Raw genomic sequence first — 19,118 nt, forward strand, 5'->3', positions numbered from 1 at the left:
GGCACCGGCCGGCGGCAGCCGCTCAGCGGTACTCGGCCAGGCGGGGGCGGACGCCCAGCAGGACCAGGACGGCCGCGGCGGCCAGCGCGGCGCCGGGGACGGCCGGCCAGCCGGCGAGGGCCGAGCGGGCGCGGTCGGTGTGCCGGTCGAAGGCGGCGTGCTGCCGGTCGGCGAGCGCGTCCAGGGTGGTGGCGAAGTCCCAGAAGTCGAAGGCGACCTGGCCGCGGCCGACCTCGGTGAGCACCGTGACCGCCTCGTCGAGCCGGCCGGCGGCGCGCAGGGAGCGCAGCTTGGCGTCGTCGGCGCGGAAGTGGCCGTAGCGGGTGGACACGTCCTGGTAGGCGGGGCGCTCCGCGGCCGTGGTGGAGGTCCCGGGGGCGAGGAGGACGTCGAGCCTGCGGGTGAGGGCGTCGAAACGCTCGCGCTGGAAGCCCGCCGAGGCGGCGTCGTGGACCAGCCAGCGGCTCTGGGTGGCCGCGGCGTCGGCGGCCACCGCGCGGGCCTCGGCCAGCTGGGACCAGGGGCGCAGCCCCTCCCGGCCCGCGGCCCCGACCTCGGAGGCCGCCGCGGTGAAGGAGAGCGTGCCGGACACGGTGACCACCAGCGCGGCGACCGTGGCGGCGACCAGCGCCGGGTTGAACACCCGCTGGTAGCGGCGGGCGAGGTCGCGCTGCCACCACAGCAGCAGCCCGAGGGCGAGGACACCGAAGACCCCGACGAGCGCCGCCGACCAGGACGCGCTCCGCCGCGCGGCCGACTCGCGGTCGGCCGCCTGCTGGGCGTAGGTCTGCGACAGGGCCGTCGCGACGGGCAGCAGCTCGTTGCGCAGCACGTCGGCGGCCTCGGAGGACAGGGCGACGGCCGCGTGCGGCGGGACGCCCGCCGGGCGGTCGGAGTGGGTCTCGTCCACGTAGGACGAGCGCGCGCCGGCGTCGTCGTAGCGGCCGAGCGCGTCGAGCAGGGAGCGGACCCGGTCGCCCTGCCGCGGGTCGGCGCCGAGCCGCCGCAGCAGATCGCTCACCTCGGCGCGGCGCTGCTGCGCGGTGATCAGCGCGAGCAGCCGGTTGCCGACCTCCACGTCCGGGTGGAGCGCCGAGTGGCCGGGGACCAGGGAGTTGGCCCGCTGGGCGTCGAGGTCGGCGAGCGCGAACCGCAGTTCGGCAGCGACGGCGGCCCGTTGGGAGACGGCCGTGTCCAGCTCGGCGACCTCGCCCCGGACGTCGACGGCGCCGAGGACGGCGGCCGCGCACAGGGCGGCGAGCGCGATCAGGGCCAGCGCCGCCGACACGACGAGCCGTAAGGGGCCGTCCATCGGCAGCCGCGGGCGCGGTGCGGGCGAGCGCCGCATCCGCGGCGGCTCGCCGGGCGGCAGGGCCGGCCCGGCGGCCGGCACGGCCCGGGGTACCTCGGTCACGGGCACCCGCCGCACCGGCGGCGCCTGAGAGGTCGTCATGTCACGACGCTAGGCGCGGGCCGGAAAGGGACGGTGTCCTGCCGGCGGACTCCGGATGGCCTGCCCGTAACGGAATCGAACGGAGGGCGGCCGTCCGCCGCGCGGCCCGCTCAGTCCCTGCCGTCCGGCTTCCACAGCGAGTGCTCGCGCCGCGCCCACCACGGCGCCACGCTCCCGGTCCGCATCCCGAGCCGTGCCTCGGGGTCCTTGGCGGCCATCCAGACGTGTCCGGCGATGCCGGCGGCGAGCAGCAGCGCCAGCCAGTCGTGGACGAAGGTGGCGCCGGTCCGCCAGACCACCGGGGCGAGGTGGGTGAACCACATCAGCAGCCCGGTGCCGATCATCACCAGCACCGCTCCCGCGGTGAAGGACGCGTAGAGCTTCTGGCCGGCGTTGAACTTGCCCGCGGGCACTCCGGCCTTGCTGCGCCTGCGCAGTACGGTGCGCAGCCAGTGCCAGTCGTGCCGCCCGAAGCGGTTGAGCCGGCCCAGGTCGGCCCGGAGCGCGCGGAAGAACACGCCCGCCAGCAGCGGCAGCGGCAGCAGCAGTCCCGACCACTCGTGGACGGTCACCACCAGCCGCCGCCTGCCGACGAGTTCGGACAGCGGCGGCAGGTAGAGGCAGGCGGCGGTGAACACGCAGACGGCCATCAGCCAGGCGGTGGCGCGGTGCACCCAGCGCTCCGCGCGGCTGAAGCGGCGCACCCGGCGTTCCGGCCGCCGCACGGGCGCCGGGGTGGTCACGCCGTCAGGACGTGGGGTCATCGGACCGTCCGTTCGACGTGCCGACCCAGGCGTCGACGTCGTAGCCGAGCTTCTCCCAGTAGCCGGGTTCGACGCTCCTGGTGACGGTGATCCCCGACAGCCACTTCGCCGACTTGTAGAAGTACATCGGCGCCGCGTAGAGCCGGACCGGGCCGCCGTGGGCGTGGGTGACCGGCTTGTCCTGCATCGACAGCGCCACCATGACGTCGTCGCGGCGGGCCTGCTGCAGCGTCAGGCTCTCGGTGTAGGCGCCGTCGAAGCAGTCGAAGCGGATGGCGGTCGCCTCCGGCCGCACCCCCGACGCGGCCAGCAGCGCGGAGAGCCGCACCCCGGCGAAGGCGGTCTTCGGCACCCGCCACCCGGTCACGCACTGCACGTCGTGCACCAGCCGCTGCTGCGGCATCGCCCGCAGGTCGGCGAGCCGGTACGTGGCGGGCCGGTCGACCAGCCCGCCGACGGTGAGCCGGTAGTTCTCGGCGTTGCGCTTGGGCACCGAGGAGGTCACCGAGTAGTAGCGGAACCCCCCGCCGCCGGGCAGCAGCCCGGTCACTCCGGTGGGGTCCTTGGCGCTCACCTCGGCGAGCACCGCGTCGAGGCGGTCCTGCACATGGCTGCCGAGCGCGACCCCCGCGGCGCCCAGGCCCAGCATGCCCAGCACGACGCGCCGCCCGACCGGCGCACCGCGCCGCTCGTCCTGTTCCCCCGGGTCGTCGGGGGTGCCGTCCACGCGGGGTTCGTCCATGGGTCGATTCGAGCACGTACGACCGCCGAGGGCCAGGGGCGGCGCCCTGACGTCAGGCTTTCGTCATAACTCGGTCCAGGAAGCGGCCCAGTGCCGCGTTGAAGGCCTCGGGGCGTTCGAGGTTCGGCAGGTGGGCGGCGCCCTCGACGACGACCAGCTCGGATCCGGGGATCCGGCGGTGCATGTCCTCGGCGTCGGCGACCGGGGTGTACTCGTCGTCCCGGCCGACGACGACGAGGGCGGGCACGGCGATCCGGCCCAGCAGCTCCCGGTAGTCGGGCCGCAGGGCGCGCCCGCGCAGCGCGGCGGCGGCGCCCTGCGGCGGAGCGCCGTACATCATGCGGCGCACGTGGTCGGCGACGGCGGGCAGCGCCGCGATGTTGTGCGGCGCGACCATCTTGGACAGCACCTCGTCGGTGTACCCCCGCAGCCCCTCGCGCACCAGCCGGTCCGCCATGTCGCGCCGCACCCGCTTGCCGTCCTCGGTCTCGGCCGCCGGGAAGGTGTCGGCGAGCAGCACGCCGCGGACCCGGTCGGGGAAGAGCCGGCAGAACTCCATGACGATCTGGCCGCCCATCGACAGCCCGCCGATGACGATCCGGTCCAGGGCGAGGTGGTCGCAGAGCGCCGCGATGTCGCGGGCGAAGGTCTCCAGCGGGGTCGTGCCGGGGACGACGCTGCTCGCGCCGTAGCCGCGCAGATCGGGGGCGACGACGCGGACGCCGCGGGCCGCGAATGCACCGAGCTGGGGTGCCCACATCGAGCGGTCGAAGGGGTGGCCGTGGACCAGGACGAGCGGGTCGCCCGTGCCCGCGTCGTCGTAGCCGACGGTGATGCCGCCGATCTCCGCCGTCGCCGCCGTTGCCGCTGCTCTCGCCGTCATCGCGCTGACCACCCGTGTTCTCTCGTACGTCCGGCTGTTCCGGTTCCCGATGCTAGGGCGGGAGCGGAGTGAGTGCAATGTCTGTATTGTTCTCGGTGCAATCCTGTGCGAAGTGGAGGGGCTCATGGAGGACTACCGGGCGGTCGCCGACGCGGTCGCGGCGGAGATCGCGGCCGGCCGGCTGCGGCCGGGCGACCGGCTCGCCACGCAGCGCGCGTTCGCCCGCGAGCGCGGCATCGCCGACTCGACGGCGAACCGCGTCTACCGCGAACTGGCCCGGCGCGGCCTGGTCGTCGGCGAGGTCGGGCGCGGCACGTTCGTCCGGGCCGCCCCCAGGACGCCGGGGCCCGCGCTCGCCGAGCCGGCCGCCGCGCCGGTCGACCTGGAGCTGAACTACCCGGTGGTGGCGGGGCAGACCGCCCTGCTGGGCGAGGGGCTGGGGCGGCTGCTGCGGACCGACGTGCTGGGGGACGCGCTGCGGCCGGTCGGCCCGGCCGGCACTCCCCCGGCCCGCGAGGCGGCCGCCGCCCTGCTCGCCCGGGACGGCTGGTCCCCGGACCCGGCGCGGGTGCTCTTCGCCGGCAACGGCCGGCAGGCGATCGCCGCCGCCGTGGCCGCGCTGGTGCCCACCGGGGGCCGGCTCGGCGTGGAGGCCCTCACCTATCCGGTGGTGAAGGCCGTCGCCGCCCGGCTCGGCGTCACCCTGGTGCCGCTGGCCCAGGACGCGGACGGGCTGCTGCCCGACGCCCTGCTGGCCGCCCACCGCAGCGCCCCGCTGGCCGCCGTCTACCTCCAGCCGACGCTGCACAATCCGCTGGCGACGACGATGCCGCGGCGCCGCCGGGCCGAACTCGCCGACGTGCTGCACCGTACCGGCGTGCACGCGGTGGAGGACACGATCTGGGCCTTCCTGCGCGAGGGGCCGCCGCCGCTGGCCGCCTGGGCGCCGGAGCACACCGTGCTCGTCGACAGCCTGTCCAAACGGCTCGCCCCGGGTCTGACCACCGGCTTCGCCGTGACGCCCGCGGCCCTCACCGAGCGGGTCGCGACCGCGCTGCGCTCCGGCGCCTGGACGGCGGCGGGCTTCGCGCTGGACGCGGCGACCGGCTGGATGACGGACGGCACGGTGGCGGCCGTCGGGCGCGCCAAGCGCGAGGACGTGGCGCTGCGCCAGTCGATCGCGGCCCGGCAGCTCGCGGGCTTCCCGGTGCGCACCGCGCCGTCCTGCTACTTCGTCTGGTGGGAGCTGCCCGAGCCCTGGCGGGCGGAGACGTTCGTCGCGGCGGCGGCCCGGCGCGGCATCGCCGTCACCCCGGGCGCGGCCTTCGCCGTGGGGGCGCACAGCGCCCCGAACGCGGTGCGGGTCGCGCTCGCCTCACCGCCGCCCGACACCCTCGCGGCGGCCCTCGCCGCCCTGGCGGCCGTCGCCGCCGTCTCCCCGGACGACGCGGCGGTCGGCTGAGCGGCCCGAACGCCCCCGGCGGACGGCGTGTTCAGCCCGGCCGGCCGCCGGTGGCGAGGAAGTGCGCGATGGCGGAGGTGTACGGCGCGATGTCCAGGTGCTGCCCGGCGACCCAGTCGTCGGAGTAGTACTTGTCGAGGTAGCGGTCGCCCGGGTCGCAGATCAGGGTGACGACGCTGCCGGTCTCCCCGGCCGCGACCATCTCCGCGATGATCTTGAAGGCGCTCCACAGGCCGGTCCCGGTCGAGCCGCCCGCCTTGCGGCCGATGGCGCCGTCGAGCGCCCGCACCGCCGCGACGGAGGCGGCGTCCGGCACCTTCATCATCCGGTCGATGGCGCCGCGATCACCGGTTTGCCCGGCCGGATCCAGCCATTGCAGAGCCCGTACAGGAACAGCGAACGGGCCAGCCGGTGCTTGAGCGAGCCGGTCGGGTGCGTCGACTCGTCCTTCAGGTACAGGTCGATGCCCCACTCCAGCGGCAGCGGGAAGCGCAGCAGATGGGTGTCGGCCGAACGGTTGGAGTCCGCCTGGACCTTGCGCACCGCCTCCTTCAGCCACTCCCGGTACCCGTGGTCCGTCCGGTCCACGTCCCCGGTGCGCGTACAGCCGCCGCTCCCCGTCCGCCCGATCGTGCCCACCGCGCCCGCCTCCGCTCGTGCCGGTCCCCGACGGGAGGCCGGGCCGTTTCGGATCATAACGATCCATTCCGCCCCTTGTCGCGCACCGGGCACCCACGTCCCATTGCTCGCGAACTCGCTTAAATGCGCCCTGTCGCACCGTCCGGGAACGGGGCAGACTGACCGCCGTACGAGGCCTTCGGAGCCGGATTTCCGGCCGGCGGACAGCGGTTTCGGCGACCCCGCGGACGGCGCACGGCACCACGCGGGTTGCGGATCCCGCCACGCGGGGTGAACCTGAAGTCACATCACGGAGTACTGCAGCAGTCACTCTACGCATTTTCGCTCAGGTGTTCTCATTCCGAGCGGTCCAGGACACGGCTTCCACACGGCGGCCGGCCCTCGCCGCGGAGGGAGTCGCAGCCGTGATCATGCAAGCCGATCGACAGTGCACGCTGGAACTCGAAGCACTGCCGTCCCGTATCCAGCAGATCCGCAGGATCGTCGCAGCTCAGTTGCGCTACTGGCATCTCGACCCGCTGCTCGACACTGCCCTGCTGGGCATCACAGAACTGTTGGCGAACGTCCACCGGCACGCGGTGGCCGACAAGCACTGCTCGGTCCAGCTGACCGTTGTCTCGGGCAGGCTGACGGTGTCCGTCCTCGACAGCGACCCCCAGCTGCCCGAGGTGCGGAGCCTGGAGCCGCTGGCCACCTGTGGCCGAGGGCTGGCCCTGGTGGCGGCCCTCAGCGACAGCTGGGGCGCCGAACCGGTGACGGGCGGCGGCAAAAGAGTCTGGTTCAGCCTGCACGTCGAGGTACCCGCACCGGCTCCGCGCAGTCGTTCCGCGGTCCGGCGGATCCCCTTCGTCGCCGCGGCCTGACCTGCCGACGACCACGGCCGCCGTGCCCCCCCCGTGCGGGGCACGGTGGCCGTGGCCTGCCCGGACGGGCAGCGGGCCGGCTGCCCTCATTCGGTGGCGACGGCCCGCAGCACGTCCAGCCGGGCCGCCCGGCGGGCCGGGCGCCACCCCGCCATGACCCCCGCGAACAGGCCGACCAGCAGCACCACCGTGAGCTGCGCCGGCGGCACCGCGAAGGCGCTCGTGCCCGATCCGTCGGTGGCCCGCACCAGCGCCCAGCCGAGGAACGCGCCGAGACCGAGGCCGCCCACCGTGCCGAACGCGGCGACCAGCACCGACTCCCAGCGCACCATCGCCCGCAGCTGCGACCGGGTCTGGCCGACCGCGCGCAGCAGCCCCAGCTCCCGGGTGCGCTCGTGGACCGCGAGGGTGAGGGTGTTGGCGATGCCCAGCAGCGCGATGACCACCGCGAGCGCCAGCAGCGCGTAGACCAGCGTCAGCATCATGTCGATGGTCGACGCGGAGGACGCGGCGTACTGGGCGCGGGTCTGCACCGTGGGCCCGCCGTACGCCGCGGCCACCTTCTCGACGGCCCGCCTGCCGTCGTCCGCCGCCACCCCGTCCCTGAACGCGACCGCGACGAGGGTGTCGGAGTCCTGCGTGCGGTGCGGGGCCCACGCCTCGCGGGTGATGACGTAGTCGCCCGCCAGATCCCCCCGCTCGTAGACCGCCGCGACGGTGAAGGGCCGGCGCTCGCCGTCGGTGAAGACCAGCGACGCCCTGCCGCCCACCGTCCAGCCGTGCCGGTCCGCCTCGTCCCGGGCGACCGCGATCCCGTCGGTGCCGAGACCGGCGAGCGAGCCGTCGACCGTACCGAGGTCGAGGACGGAGGCGAGTGCCGCCGGGTCCGTGACGGTCAGCGCGCGGCCGCCGCCGTCGACCTTCGCGACGCCCCGGCCGAGGCCGACCGCGGTGCGCACCTGGGGCAGCTCCGCGACGGCGGGGGCCAGCTTCGGGCTGAGCCCGCTGCCGCCCGCCCCGAACACCGGGGCGCTGATGGCGACGTCGCCGGCGAAGGCGCGGGACACCGTCTGGTCCATGGTCGCCTTGAGCGAGGCGCCGAAGACCGTGAACAGGGAGACGACCGCGACCCCGATCATCAGCGCGGTCGCGGTGGCCGCCGTCCGCTTCGGGCTGCGCAGCGCGTTGCGCCGGGCCAGCGCGCCGGTCACCCCGCGCAGCCGGGCCAGCGGCGCGCCCAGCAGCCGTACCGCGTACGAGGACGCGACCGGGCCGAGGACCACGAACGCGGCCAGCGTGAGCACCGAGCCGCCGCCGGCGAGCCGGACGTCGGGCGTGCCCGCCGCACCCGCCACGGTCAGGGCGACGCCCGCCGCCAGGGCGGCCGCGCCCAGCACGGCCCGGGTCCGGGAGGCACCCGAGGAGTCCACGGCGGTCTCCCGCAGCGCGGCCAGCGGCGCGGTGCGCCCGGCCCGTACGGCGGGCAGCAGCGCCGAGCCGGTGCACACCACGAGGCCCACCAGGAACGGCAGGACCAGGGCGGTCGCGCCGATCACCAGGTCCCCGGCAGGGAACGGGAAGCCCACCGCCGGGAAGAGCGCCCGCAGCCCGGCCGCGACGCCGACGCCGCCGAGCAGCCCGGCGGCCGAGGCGGCCACCGCGACGACCGCGGACTCCACGAGCGTGGAGCCGAGCACCTGGCGGCGCGACGCGCCCAGCGCCCGCAGCAGCGCGTTCTCCCGGGTCCGCTGGGCCACCACGATCGCGAACGTGTTGTGGATGCTGAACGTCGCCACCAGCAGGGCGATGCCCGCGAAGACCATCAGCAGCGAGGTGAAGATCTTCAGGAAGGTGCCGGAGATCATGGTGAGGCTCTCGTCCGTGGCCTGCTGCCCGGTGATCGCCTCGACGTTCGCCGGCAGCACGGGCGCCAGCCGGCGCACGAGCTCCCGCTGGTCGACGCCCGGCCCCGCCCGCACCTGGATGGTCGACGCCCGGCCCGGCTTCGGGGTGAGGTGGCGCTCCGCGTCGGCGCGGGTGAGGCCGGTGAACGTGGTCTGCCCCATGCCGTCCTCGCCGCCGAAGACCGCCACGCCGACGATCGTCACCTGGACGGGGTCGGGGGTGCGCAGCACCGTCCGGTCACCGATCCGCAGCTTGCCGGCCTTGGCCGCGCCGCGGTTGACCACGACCTCCCCCGGCGCCCTCGGGCCGCGGCCCTCGCTGAGCTTGTACGGGTTGAGCCGCTCGTCCTCGATCCAGTTGCCCGCCACGGTGGGCGGGCCCTGCCCGCCCACGGGCTTGCCGTTCGACCCGACGAGCTGGCCGGCGCCGCTGATGTTCGGCTCGGCCGCGGCCACCCCCGGCACCGCCTCGATCCGCTCGACGAGCGCGGTGTCGACGGGCTCGCGGGTGCCCTGGCGGCCGCCCGGCACGGTGATGGCGTCGGAGCTGCGGACGACCGCGTCCGTACCGCGGTTGGCGTCGGTGAACAGGGTGTCGAAGCTCGCCTTGAGGGTGTCGCCCATGACCATCGTGCCGGCCAGGAACGCCACGCCGAGGAAGACCGCGAGGAAGGTGCCGGCGAAGCGGCGCTTGTGGGCGCGCAGCGAGGCGAGGCTGATCCGCAGTGAGGCGCGCGAGCCGCTCATGAGGCCGCCCCCCGTCCCGCGGCGGTGACCGCGGCGGCGCCGTCGAAGGCCTTCATCCGGTCGAGCACCTTCTCGGCGGTGGGATCCGCCATCCGGTCCACCAGACGCCCGTCGGCGAGGAAGACGACCTCGTCGGCGTGGGAGGCGGCGACCGGGTCGTGGGTGACCATGACGACCGTGCGGCCCATCGCGTGGACCGCGCGGCCCAGCAGGTCCAGCACCTCGGCGCCGGAGCGCGAGTCGAGGTTGCCGGTGGGTTCGTCGGCGAAGACCACGTCCGGGCGGCCCGCCAGCGCACGGGCCACGGCCACCCGCTGCTGCTGGCCGCCGGACAGCTCGCTCGGGCGGTGCAGCAGCCGGTCGCCGAGGCCGACGACGTCGATGAGCGCGTCCACCCACGCGGGGTCGGGCCTGCCGCCCGCCAGGTCGATCGGCAGGGTGATGTTCTCGGCGACCGTCAACGTCCCCACCAGGTTGAACGACTGGAAGACGAAGCCGATCCGCTCCCGGCGCAGCAGCGTCAGGTCGCGGTCCCCGAGCGTGCTCAGGTCCGTGCTCCCGATGAAGGCGGAGCCGGAGCTGAGCGTGTCCAGGCCCGCGGCGCAGTGCATCAGGGTGGACTTCCCCGAGCCGGACGGGCCCATGATCGCGGTGAAGCGCCCCGCCGGGAACCCGACGGTGACGCCGTCCAGCGCGCGGACCTGGGCGTCCCCCGCGCCGTAGACCTTGTCGGCGTCCACGACGCGGGCGGCGGAGGTGTCGACCGAGGCGGGGGCGGGGGCCGGGGCGGTCATCGCGCACCGCCCTCGGTGCCCTTCGGGCCGAACGGCCCGTGCTGCTCGTCCAGGACGGCGAGCCGGGCGCGGTACTCGTCCTCGTCGATCTCGCCCGCCGCGAAGCGCCGGCCGAGCAGCGCCACCGGCGCGTGCTCACCGTCGGCGGCCCGCCACTGCCAGGGCCCGCGGCCGCAGCCCCGGCCGCGCCCTGCGGTGCGCCGCAGCACCAGGACGGCGCCGACCACGACGACCGCCCAGACCAGCGGGAAGAACAGGATCCACGGGCCGGGCCCGCCGTCGTGCCATGCCAGGACGTTCATCGGAGTCGTCTCCTCGATGCCGGGGGGATGCGGTGCATCCCGACAGCAACGAGACTCGTCCGAAAGCGCGGCCGGGTCGTCGTACGGCCAGCGGCAGTGCGCGTACCACCAGGGGAGTACGAACGCCGGGCGCGGCTACCTCCGGTGCCGCGTCATGGCAGGTCAGAAGGTGACGGCGATCCCGACGTGCGGCCGCTTGCCGAGCCGCAGCAGCGTGCCGCCCACGTCCAGGACCCGGAAGCGCAGGCCGTACTTGCCCGCCATGGCCTTGCGGACCCGGTCGAGCTGCGACGCGTCCAGCAGCCGCGCGGTGCCCTCGGCGGACGGCGCTCCGGGCGCGATCCGGCCCCGGGCGTCGCACGGGGCGACCGTCACCCGGCCGCTGTTGCGGATCCGCTTGACCTTGCCGGTGTCGTTCTTGGTCCAGACGAGCAGCTCGTCCCCCTCGCGGACCGCCCATACCGGGGTGGGCACCGCGTCGCCGCTGCGGCGGTACGTGGTGAGGCTGATGTAGGAACTGCGGGCGAGCTCGTCGGGCACCATGCAACGGGAGGGTACTCCGCGGGACGGGCGGCCACCACGCGCCGAATACCATCGGGGTGGTGGAGACGTGGCGATGCACCGGACTGCGCTGGACGGGCGGCCCGGGCACCTGGGAGCCCTGCTGGCAGTGGTCGCACCCCCGGTACGGCGAGCGGAGCAGCCCGATCCCCGTCGGCGCCCCGCTGGCGCTGGCCGTGGGCCCGGACGCGGTCCGGCGCTGCACCGGCGTGTGGCGGGCCGGCCGGCACCTCGTGTGCCCGCACGCCGCGGAGTTGGGCCCCACGGCCCGCCGGGACCTGTGCGACGACTGCGCGGCGCTGGACCGGCTCTCCTCCGTCGCCGCCGACACCCTGGCCGACGACCCCCGGCCGTACTCCGTCTACCTCGCCTGGTTCGGCCCCGGTCTGACCAAGGTCGGCATCACGGGCGTGGAGCGCGGCGCCACACGGCTGGTGGAGCAGGCGGCGGTCTGCTTCAGCTTCCTCGGGCGCGGTCCGCTGATGGCCGCCCGCCGCACGGAGGCCTCGCTCGGCGCCGCGCTGGGCATCCCGGACCGGGTGTCGGCCGGCGCCAAGCGGGCGGCGCGGTGGGCGCTGCCGCCCGCCGCCGAACGGGCCGCCGAGCTGCGGGCCCTGTACGAGGCGGTGACCGGGCTGCCGGACACCCTGGAGCGGCTGCCCTACGCCCTGGTCGACCACGCGGCGCTGTTCGGTCTCGAGCCGGAGCCGCCCCGGCCGGCGGCCCGGGTCACCGCGCTGGCGCCGGGGACGTCGGTCACCGGCACCGTCCGGGCGGCCGCCGGGAGCGATCTGTACCTCGACACGCCGGACGGCTGCCTGCTGCTCGACTCCCGCCTGGTCTCCGGCTGGCCGCTCACCGCGCCGGCCGCCGGGCCGCGGGACGTGGCGCCCACGGCTCCGGTGCCGCGCCCGCGCGACGTCCCGGAGCCGCTCTTCTGACCTGGCGGGGACGTGGCGGACCGGGTGCGTCAACCGCGGCTCGGCTCCTGCTCCCTGACGGCCGGTCCGCCGCGCTCCGACGGTGTCACAGTCGCCCCGGCACCCGGTTCGGCACCGGCTTCGGCGCCGGTTTCGGCACCTGATGCGGGACCTGCGGCCGAGGTCGGGCCGGGCATCGGATGCCCCGTCCTGATCGCCAGCAGGACCAGCAGGAAGCCCGACAGCAGCAGGAGCAGCAGCGCGGCGCTCCAGCCCACCACGGGCGGCTGCCACTGCAGCGCGCCGCCGGAGAACTGGTGCCTGCGGCCGAACGCGTAGCGCAGCGCCGCCCAGACGAACGCGCCGCCCTGGGCCACCGCCCAGCCGCCGATCAGCAGTACGGGCAGGCGGGTGCGCAGCCGCTCGGGCAGGGCGCTCCACTCGCGGCCGGTGACCACCGCCGCCAGCACCGGGACCCCGACGGCGAGGGCCAGCAGGTAGCGGCCCTGCCAGATGAGCCCCAGATGGGCGGCCTTGGGGGCCATCAGCGCCAGCGGTCCGAAGGCGGTGCCCGCCATCAGCGCCACCAGGACGAGGATCTCGCGCGCCCGTCCGGTCGCCAGCGCGAACATCACCAGGAACCCGGTCAGCACCCACCAGAGCACGTGGGTGAGTTCGGGGGCGGCGACGTTCAGCGAACCGAAGATCGCCACCATCTGGTGGAGGTAGTTCGGGAGGAGGTCGAAGACCGCCTTGAGGGCGGAGGTCAGGGGGGTGTACTGCGCCAGGGTCTGGGTGGGGAGCGCGAGGGTGTCGGCCGTCATGGTCCACGCCACGGCGGCCAGTCCCGCCGCGGCCGCGACCCCCAGGCACACCCACACCGGGCGCAGCCGCGCCAGCTGCCGCAGCCGTCCGGGGCGCGCCAGGATCAGGCCGCCGGCCAGCACCAGCGCGATCCACAGCGGCCCCAGCGCCCGCATCGACGCGAGCAGCACGCAGGCGGCGCCGAGCCGCACCAGCCGCCGGCGCAGCAGCGGCAGGCCGTCCTGGTCGGTCGCCAGCCGGACGACGACGGCCCAGGCGAGCACGGCCGCCGCGACCTCCGGCCCGTTGGGGTTCACGACCCCGCCGAGGTAGACCGCCGTCGGCGTGGCCGCGGTCAGCACGCCGATCAGCGCGACCCGTCCGCTGTACCCCCTGGCCGCGCCCTCCACGACCGTCACCACGGCGCTCGCCAGCAGCGCGGCGCACAGCAGCGCGCTCAGCAGCCGCATCGCGTACAGCCCGGCCTCACCGGTGAGGAACAGGCTCGGCCAGCCCACCAGCAGGTAGTAGCCGGGGCCGTACGTGCCGGCGCTGGTGATGACGGTCGCGGTGTCGTCGGAGGCGGCGACGGTGCCGCGGCAGGCGACGGAGAGCTTGTCGTCGTTGCGGAAGCACCGGTAGACGCCGTCGGTGACGTCCAGGTCGCGGTAGCCGGCGGGCACCCGTACCGCGGTGAACCCGACCTCGACGTCGACCCCGACGTGGTGCGCCTCGATGACCCGCTGCTCGCCGCCGAACTCGCCGCGGACGACGGCGGCGGCCTTGACCAGGTGGGCGGCCTCGTCCGGGGGCGCGGTGACCGGGGTGGCCAGCGACCACGCGGTCATGAGCGTGACGAACGTGGCGAAGGCCAGCGTCCAGACCGTACGGGCGGCGGCCCACGCCGACACCCGTTCCCGCAGCCAACCGGCCACCGTATGGCTCCACTTCTTCCGCCGCGGCGGCGCGGCCGCCGACGGCCGGTCCCGCTGACGGTCGCGCCGTCGATTCGAGGCGCACCATATACGCGCGAGCTGACGGCACGGTGCCGCCGGCCGGCGCCCCGGCGGGCGGCCCTGCGGTACCCCTGCCGCGCGGGATCGTCCCTGCTCACAGCGGTCCTGCCGCGAGCACGGGACGGGCTGGGGAGGCGGTCGCGCGGCTGTCCCGGCCGCCGCGCCACCGCCGTGAATTCCCCCACCGGTCCCGCACTGTTCAGCGCGGGGTCACCGTTTCGCGGGACAGCGCGCGTCGGGACGGCCCCGGGGTCCGCTCAGCCGCCGAGGGCCGCGAGGGGGTCGTCCAGCACCGGCTGCCAGGCCAGTTCGGCGGCGCCGACCAGGCTGTTGTGGTCCAGGGCGCAGGCGAGCAGCGGCACGCTGCCGCTGCGCCCCCACAGGCTGCGGTCGGCGACGACAGCGCGCAGCCGTTCCGGGTCGGCGTCCAGGAGGTGGCGGTGCAGGCCGCCGAGGAGGATGCGGTCGGGGTTGAGGACGTTGACGAGGCCGGCGAGGCCGAGGCCGAGGCGGTCGATGAGGGTGTGCGCGGCGGCGCGGACACCGGGGTCCGCGTACTCGTCCCGCAGCAGGTCGCGGGCCTGCTCCAGCAGGGAGACCGCCGGCCCCGGCGGGCGGCCCGCCGCCTCCAGGAAGGCGAGCGGGTCGACCTCGACGTCGAGGCAGCCGCGGCTGCCGCAGTGGCAGGGCCGGCCCGCCGGATTGACCGTCAGATGGCCGACCTCGAGCGCGAGGCCCGAACTGCCGGTGTGCAGCCGCCCGCCGAGCACGAGCGCCCCGCCGACGCCGCGGTGGCCGGTGGCGACGACCAGCAGCTGGCCGGCCCCGCGCCCGGCGCCGTGCCGGTGCTCGGCGAGGGCGGCGACGTTGACGTCGTTGCCCAGGAAGGAGGGCACCGGGGCGCCGCCGGGACCGGTGATGCCGGCCCGGGCGATCTGCTCGGCGAAGACCTCGCGCACGGGCGAGCCCGCGGGCCAGGCGACGTGCAGCGGGTTGAGGGCGGTGCCCTCGGGCTCCGCGACGGCGGACGGCACGGCGAGCCCCGCGCCCAGGCAGTTGCGCCCGGACTCCCGCAGCAGTTCGGCGCCGGCCTCGACGACCGCGCCCAGGACGTGCGCCGGATCGGCGGGCACGGTCATGCAGCCGGGGGCGGTGGCGACGATCCGGCCGCCGAGCCCGACCAGTGCGGCGCGGAAGCCGTCGGAGTGCACCTGGGCGGCGAGGACCACCGGTCCCGCCGGGTCGAGGTCGAGGCCGTGCGAGGGCCTGCCCTGGGCCCCGGAGGCACCGCTCGGCCGGGTATCCACCCGGATGAGGCCCAGCGCCTCCAGTTCCGCGGCGACCGCGCCCGCGGTCGCGCGGGTCACACCGAGTTCCGAGGTGAGCAGGGCGCGGGTCGGTGCACGGCCGGTGTGCACGAGTGCGAGGGCCGGGCCGAGTGCTCCTCGGCCCCGCTCGAGCCTTGTCCGAATCTGGGTCACCCCCCTATTCTGACTTTGTGCCGACGCTAAACAAAATAGGGATGGCCTTTACGGCCGCCCGCCGCTCCCCGATCGACCCCTCCCTCACCCGGCTGCGCGTCGCCCTCACCGCCTTCTTCGCCCTCGACGGCTTCATCTTCGCGGGCTGGGTGGTCCGCATCCCGGCCATCAAGACGCAAGTGGGCGCCTCCGCAAGCGAGCTGGGCCTGGCCCTGCTCGGCGTCTCGGCCGGCGCGGTGGCCACGATGGTGCTGACCGGCGGCCTCTGCCGGCGCTTCGGCAGCCGCACGATCACCGTCGTGACCGGCGTGCTGATGTCGCTGAGCATCGCCCTGCCGCCCCTCACCCATTCGGCCCTGGCCCTCGGCCTGGTGCTGCTCGTCTTCGGCGCCGCGTACGGCGGGATGAACGTCGCGATCAACAGCGTCGCCGTCGACCTGGTGGCGGCGCTGCGGCGGCCGGTGATGTCCGGGTTCCACGCCGCGTACAGCCTCGGCGGGCTGCTCGGTGCCGCCCTGGGCGGCCTCATCGCCCCGCACCTGTCGCCCACCACCCATCTGCTGCTGCTCGTGCCGGTCGGGCTGCTGGTCGCCGCCGTCGCCGGCCGGACGCTTCTCACCCAGCGGATCGCCACCCCGGCGGACGCCCGGCGGGACCCGGGCGGGGACCTGGACGGGGACCCGGAGACCTCTCGCGGAACGGCCGCACCGGCCGTGCGGCGTACCGGCCTGCTGGTGGCCGTCTTCGGCCTGATCGCGCTCTGCACCGCCTACGGCGAGGGCGCGCTCGCGGAGTGGGGTCCGCTGCACATCCAGGAGGACCTCGGCGGCGGCCAGGGCATCGCCGCGGCCGGATACGCGGCCGTCGCGCTCGCGATGGCGCTCGGCCGGCTGTCCGGCACGGCGCTGCTGGAGCGCCTCGGCCAGACCCGGGCGCTGGTGCTCGGCGGGCTGACCGCCGCCGCGGGCATGCTCCTCGGGGCGCTGGCCCCGTCCGTCTGGCTGGCCCTCGCCGGCTTCGCCGTGACCGGCCTCGGGCTGGCCAACCTCTTCCCGGTCGCCATCGCCCGCGCGGGCGAACTCGCCGGGCCCAGCGGCGTCGCGGCGGCCTCCACCCTCGGCTACGGCGGGATGCTCCTCGGCCCGCCCTCCATCGGCTTCCTCGCCGACGCCTTCGGCCTGCCGACCGCGCTGACCACGGTGGCGCTGCTGGCCGCGACCGCGTCGGCCATCGCCTACGCCGTACGCAATGCCCGCCCCGGCCGCTGACGTCGCGGCCGATGACGTCGCGGCCGATGACGTCGCGGCGTCCGGGCGGCCGATCGGGGACGTGCCGGGGCGGGCTCCGGGACCGGCTCGGGAACGTGATCGGGGACGTGATCGGGGACGGTATACGATCCGTGCCCACGGCGGCGGTTCCGGCACTGGTCAGCGGCGCAGCGCCGGCAGCCGCGAAGACGGTGCGCGACGGGCGTACCCCTCAGCGTGACGGGATGTCACAATCCCGCCATGGAGACGGTTGAATTCATCGAGACCCTGCGACACGACGGAACCCTGCTCGCCGGCGCAGCGGAACAGGCAGGTTTGGACGCACCGGTCCCGACCTGCCCGGAGTGGCGGGTCCGCGACCTCGTACAGCACACCGGCACCGTCCACCGCTGGGCGACCGGATTCATCGTCGAGGGACGGATGGAACCCGCGCCGATCGAGGGCAAGGTCCCCGACGACGACACGCTCCTCGACTGGTACCGCGAGGCGCACGCCCGCCTGGTGGACGCGCTCACCGCCGCCCCCGCCGACCTGCGGTGCTGGCACTTCTTCGGCGCGCCCTCGTCCCTGGAGTTCTGGGCGCGGCGCCAAGCGCACGAGACGGCCGTCCACCGGGTGGACGCCGAGGCCGCACTGAGCACCGCCCCCTCCCCCGTGACCACGGCCTTCGCCGCCGACGGCGTGGACGAGCTGCTGGCCGGCTTCCACACCCGCCCCCGCAGCAGGGTGCGCACCGAACTGCCGCGCACCCTGCACGTCCGCGCGGCCGACGCCCCCGCCGGCACGGGCGACTGGACGGTCCACCTGTCGCAGGAGGCCCCGCGGGTCGAGCGCGGGGCGCCGGGCGCGGCCGACTGCACGGTGAGCGGGCCGGCCGCCGACCTCTACCTCGCGCTGTGGAACCGCGGACCGTACGAGCGGCTCGACGTCTCCGGGGACGCCGAGCTGATGGAGCTGTGGCGGCGGACCTCCCCGATCGTGTGAGGCGCTCCGCCGGGACGGGGCCCGGCGGTCGGTCCCCCATGGCTGCTCGTGCGTCGATGCCCGGCTGCTCGTGCGTCGATGCCCGGGGGCTCGGTCGGCGCTGCCCGGTGGTTCAGTCGTCGAGCCCCCGGGCCTGCCGGAAGCGCGCCGCCGCCTCGTCGAGGTCGACGATCGGCTCCGGGTACTCCAGGGCCGCGCGGTCGGCCGCCCGCAGCCGCCAGGGCCGGTGGACCGCGCCGCCGGGGACGCCCGCCAGCTCCGGGACCCAGCGGCGCACGTAGTCGCCGTCCGGGTCGAAGCGCTTGGCCTGGGTGAGCGGGTTGAGCAGCCGGTTGGGGCGGGTGTCGGTGCCGGTACCGGCCGCCCACTGCCAGTTGAGCTGGTTGTTGGCCAGGTCGCCGTCGACCAGCAGCTCCAGGAAGTGGGCGGCGCCCACCCGCCAGTCGGCGTAGAGCGTCTTGGTGAGGAAGCTCGCCGCGAGCAGCCGGGCCCGGTTGTGCATCCAGCCTTCGTGCCGGAGCTGGCGCATGGCGGCGTCGACGATCGGGTAGCCGGTGCGCCCCTCGCGCCAGGCCTCGATCTCGTCCGTCCCGGCGTGCCAGCGGTCGCCCTTGGTCCGGTAGTCGCGGTGCGCGGCGGTGGGCCGGGCGGCCAGCACCTGGTGGTGGAAGTCCCGCCAGGCCAGCTGGCGCACGAAGGACTCCGCGCCCTCCCCGCCCACGGCCGTCGCCCGGTGCACCAGCTCGGCGGCCGACAGGCAGCCGAAGTGCAGATACGGCGAGAGCCGTGAGGTGAGGTCGCCGGGCATGTCGTCGTGCCCGTCGGCGTACCCCTCCACCGGCCCGTCCAGCCAGCGGTCGAGCAGCCGGCGGCCCGCCGTCTCGCCACCCTCGGGCAGGTCGGGCGACGGGGTGCCGTCGGCCAGCGACGCCGCGGACGGCAGCGGGCCGAACCGCACGTCGGCGCCGGCGATCCGGCGCGGGGCGGGCAGCGGTGCGCGGACGCCGTGCTGCGCCCAGCGCCTGAGGTACGGGGTGAAGACGGCGTAATGGTCCTTGCCGGTCGGCGTCACGGCGCCGGGGGCGACGGCGGTCACCACCGCGTCGTGCACGACCAGGACGCGGCCGTCGCGCTCCAGGGCGGCGCGCAGCCGCTCCTCGCGGCGCTGCGCGTAGCCGCTGACGCCCGCGGCGATGTGCACCTCGCGCGCCCCGGCCTCGGCCGCCACCGCGCGGACCTGCTCGGCGACTTCGCCGGTGCGCACCGCCAACCGGGCGCCGGCGCGGCGCAGTCGGGTGTCGAGGTCGGCGAGGCAGCCGGCCAGGAAGGCGGCGCGGTTGGGGACGCAGAAGCCGCTGTCGCGGATCGCGTCGTCCACGACGAAGAGCGGGACGACCTGGCCGGCCGAGCCCAACGCGCTGTGGAGCGAGGGGTTGTCGTGCAGCCGGAGGTCGCTGGTGAACAGCGCGATGGAGACGGACATACGCCAACAGCTACCCACCCCGGCGGCCCGTGGACGTGCGACACGCGC

The 19,118-nt window shown here is 75.7% G+C and carries 16 protein-coding genes and 1 pseudogene; 5 read left to right on the plus strand and 12 right to left on the minus strand.

The features are described 5' to 3' along the window. Window positions 1–22: 22 nt before the first annotated feature. From ABZ721_RS02815 to ABZ721_RS02830, 4 genes are all read right to left on the minus strand, one after another. The gene (locus ABZ721_RS02815; RefSeq protein ID WP_358786753.1) at window positions 23–1,453 is read right to left on the minus strand and encodes a hypothetical protein; all 1,431 of its coding nucleotides are present in this window, start codon (window positions 1,451–1,453) and stop codon (window positions 23–25) included. Between the two features lie 110 nt (window positions 1,454–1,563). Continuing rightward, window positions 1,564–2,217 (minus strand): cytochrome b/b6 domain-containing protein, encoded by a 654-nt coding sequence (locus ABZ721_RS02820; protein ID WP_358786754.1) that lies wholly within the window; start codon window positions 2,215–2,217, stop codon window positions 1,564–1,566. Next, entirely contained in the window at window positions 2,201–2,959 is a 759-nt protein-coding gene (locus ABZ721_RS02825) for a molybdopterin-dependent oxidoreductase (RefSeq protein WP_358786755.1), read from the minus strand. Before ABZ721_RS02825 ends, ABZ721_RS02820 begins: the two co-directional genes overlap by 17 nt. A 52-nt stretch (window positions 2,960–3,011) precedes the next feature. Then, the gene (locus tag ABZ721_RS02830; protein ID WP_358786756.1) at window positions 3,012–3,842 is read right to left on the minus strand and encodes an alpha/beta fold hydrolase; all 831 of its coding nucleotides are present in this window, start codon (window positions 3,840–3,842) and stop codon (window positions 3,012–3,014) included. Between the two features lie 124 nt (window positions 3,843–3,966). Between ABZ721_RS02830 and ABZ721_RS02835 the strand changes: the two genes are divergently transcribed. Further along, on the plus strand, window positions 3,967–5,304 hold the full coding sequence (locus tag ABZ721_RS02835) for a PLP-dependent aminotransferase family protein (RefSeq protein WP_358786757.1): 1,338 nt from the start codon (window positions 3,967–3,969) through the stop codon (window positions 5,302–5,304). A 31-nt stretch (window positions 5,305–5,335) separates the two neighbouring features. Here the strand turns inward: ABZ721_RS02835 and ABZ721_RS02840 are convergent. Beyond that, window positions 5,336–5,943: pseudogene (locus ABZ721_RS02840) on the minus strand (hypothetical protein). A 404-nt stretch (window positions 5,944–6,347) separates the two neighbouring features. Here ABZ721_RS02840 and ABZ721_RS02845 point away from each other — a divergent pair. Then, a complete protein-coding gene (locus ABZ721_RS02845) occupies window positions 6,348–6,806 on the plus strand; it encodes an ATP-binding protein (RefSeq protein WP_358786758.1) in 459 nt (152 codons plus the stop codon). An 86-nt stretch (window positions 6,807–6,892) separates the two neighbouring features. Here ABZ721_RS02845 and ABZ721_RS02850 read toward each other — a convergent pair whose 3' ends face one another. From ABZ721_RS02850 to ABZ721_RS02865, 4 genes are all read right to left on the minus strand, one after another. Beyond that, window positions 6,893–9,457 (minus strand): FtsX-like permease family protein, encoded by a 2,565-nt coding sequence (locus ABZ721_RS02850; RefSeq protein ID WP_358786759.1) that lies wholly within the window; start codon window positions 9,455–9,457, stop codon window positions 6,893–6,895. After that, window positions 9,454–10,251 carry an ABC transporter ATP-binding protein gene (locus ABZ721_RS02855; RefSeq protein WP_358786760.1) on the minus strand — a complete coding sequence of 266 codons (798 nt, stop codon included), beginning with the start codon at window positions 10,249–10,251 and terminating at the stop codon, window positions 9,454–9,456. The genes ABZ721_RS02850 and ABZ721_RS02855 overlap by 4 nt, the downstream gene beginning before the upstream one ends. After that, on the minus strand, window positions 10,248–10,553 hold the full coding sequence (locus ABZ721_RS02860) for an SHOCT domain-containing protein (protein WP_358786761.1): 306 nt from the start codon (window positions 10,551–10,553) through the stop codon (window positions 10,248–10,250). Before ABZ721_RS02860 ends, ABZ721_RS02855 begins: the two co-directional genes overlap by 4 nt. 162 nt (window positions 10,554–10,715) lie before the next feature. Then, window positions 10,716–11,096 (minus strand): PPOX class F420-dependent oxidoreductase, encoded by a 381-nt coding sequence (locus ABZ721_RS02865; RefSeq protein ID WP_358786762.1) that lies wholly within the window; start codon window positions 11,094–11,096, stop codon window positions 10,716–10,718. A 59-nt stretch (window positions 11,097–11,155) separates the two neighbouring features. Between ABZ721_RS02865 and ABZ721_RS02870 the strand changes: the two genes are divergently transcribed. Then, window positions 11,156–12,055, plus strand: a complete 900-nt coding sequence (locus ABZ721_RS02870; protein WP_358786763.1) for a DUF2797 domain-containing protein — start codon at window positions 11,156–11,158, stop codon at window positions 12,053–12,055. Between the two features lie 29 nt (window positions 12,056–12,084). Here ABZ721_RS02870 and ABZ721_RS02875 read toward each other — a convergent pair whose 3' ends face one another. Both ABZ721_RS02875 and ABZ721_RS02880 read right to left on the minus strand, forming a co-directional pair. Next, window positions 12,085–13,773 (minus strand): DUF2142 domain-containing protein, encoded by a 1,689-nt coding sequence (locus ABZ721_RS02875; protein ID WP_358786764.1) that lies wholly within the window; start codon window positions 13,771–13,773, stop codon window positions 12,085–12,087. 338 nt (window positions 13,774–14,111) lie between these two features. Further along, a complete protein-coding gene (locus ABZ721_RS02880) occupies window positions 14,112–15,335 on the minus strand; it encodes an ROK family protein (RefSeq protein WP_358786765.1) in 1,224 nt (407 codons plus the stop codon). A gap of 41 nt (window positions 15,336–15,376) precedes the next feature. Here ABZ721_RS02880 and ABZ721_RS02885 point away from each other — a divergent pair, with 41 nt between their 5' ends. Both ABZ721_RS02885 and ABZ721_RS02890 read left to right on the plus strand, forming a co-directional pair. Continuing rightward, complete coding sequence (locus ABZ721_RS02885; protein ID WP_358786766.1) at window positions 15,377–16,603, plus strand: MFS transporter; 1,227 nt, start codon at window positions 15,377–15,379, stop codon at window positions 16,601–16,603. Window positions 16,604–16,843: 240 nt separating this feature from the next. Continuing rightward, window positions 16,844–17,587 (plus strand): maleylpyruvate isomerase family mycothiol-dependent enzyme, encoded by a 744-nt coding sequence (locus tag ABZ721_RS02890; RefSeq protein WP_358786767.1) that lies wholly within the window; start codon window positions 16,844–16,846, stop codon window positions 17,585–17,587. 112 nt (window positions 17,588–17,699) lie between these two features. On the opposite strand, the gene ABZ721_RS02895 is transcribed toward ABZ721_RS02890, so the two are convergent. Then, a complete protein-coding gene (locus ABZ721_RS02895) occupies window positions 17,700–19,070 on the minus strand; it encodes a deoxyribodipyrimidine photo-lyase (protein WP_358786768.1) in 1,371 nt (456 codons plus the stop codon). Between the last annotated feature and the right edge of the window lie 48 nt (window positions 19,071–19,118).

The organism is Streptomyces sp. NPDC006733 (assembly GCF_040636125.1).
In the GTDB taxonomy this organism is placed as follows: domain Bacteria; phylum Actinomycetota; class Actinomycetes; order Streptomycetales; family Streptomycetaceae; genus Actinacidiphila.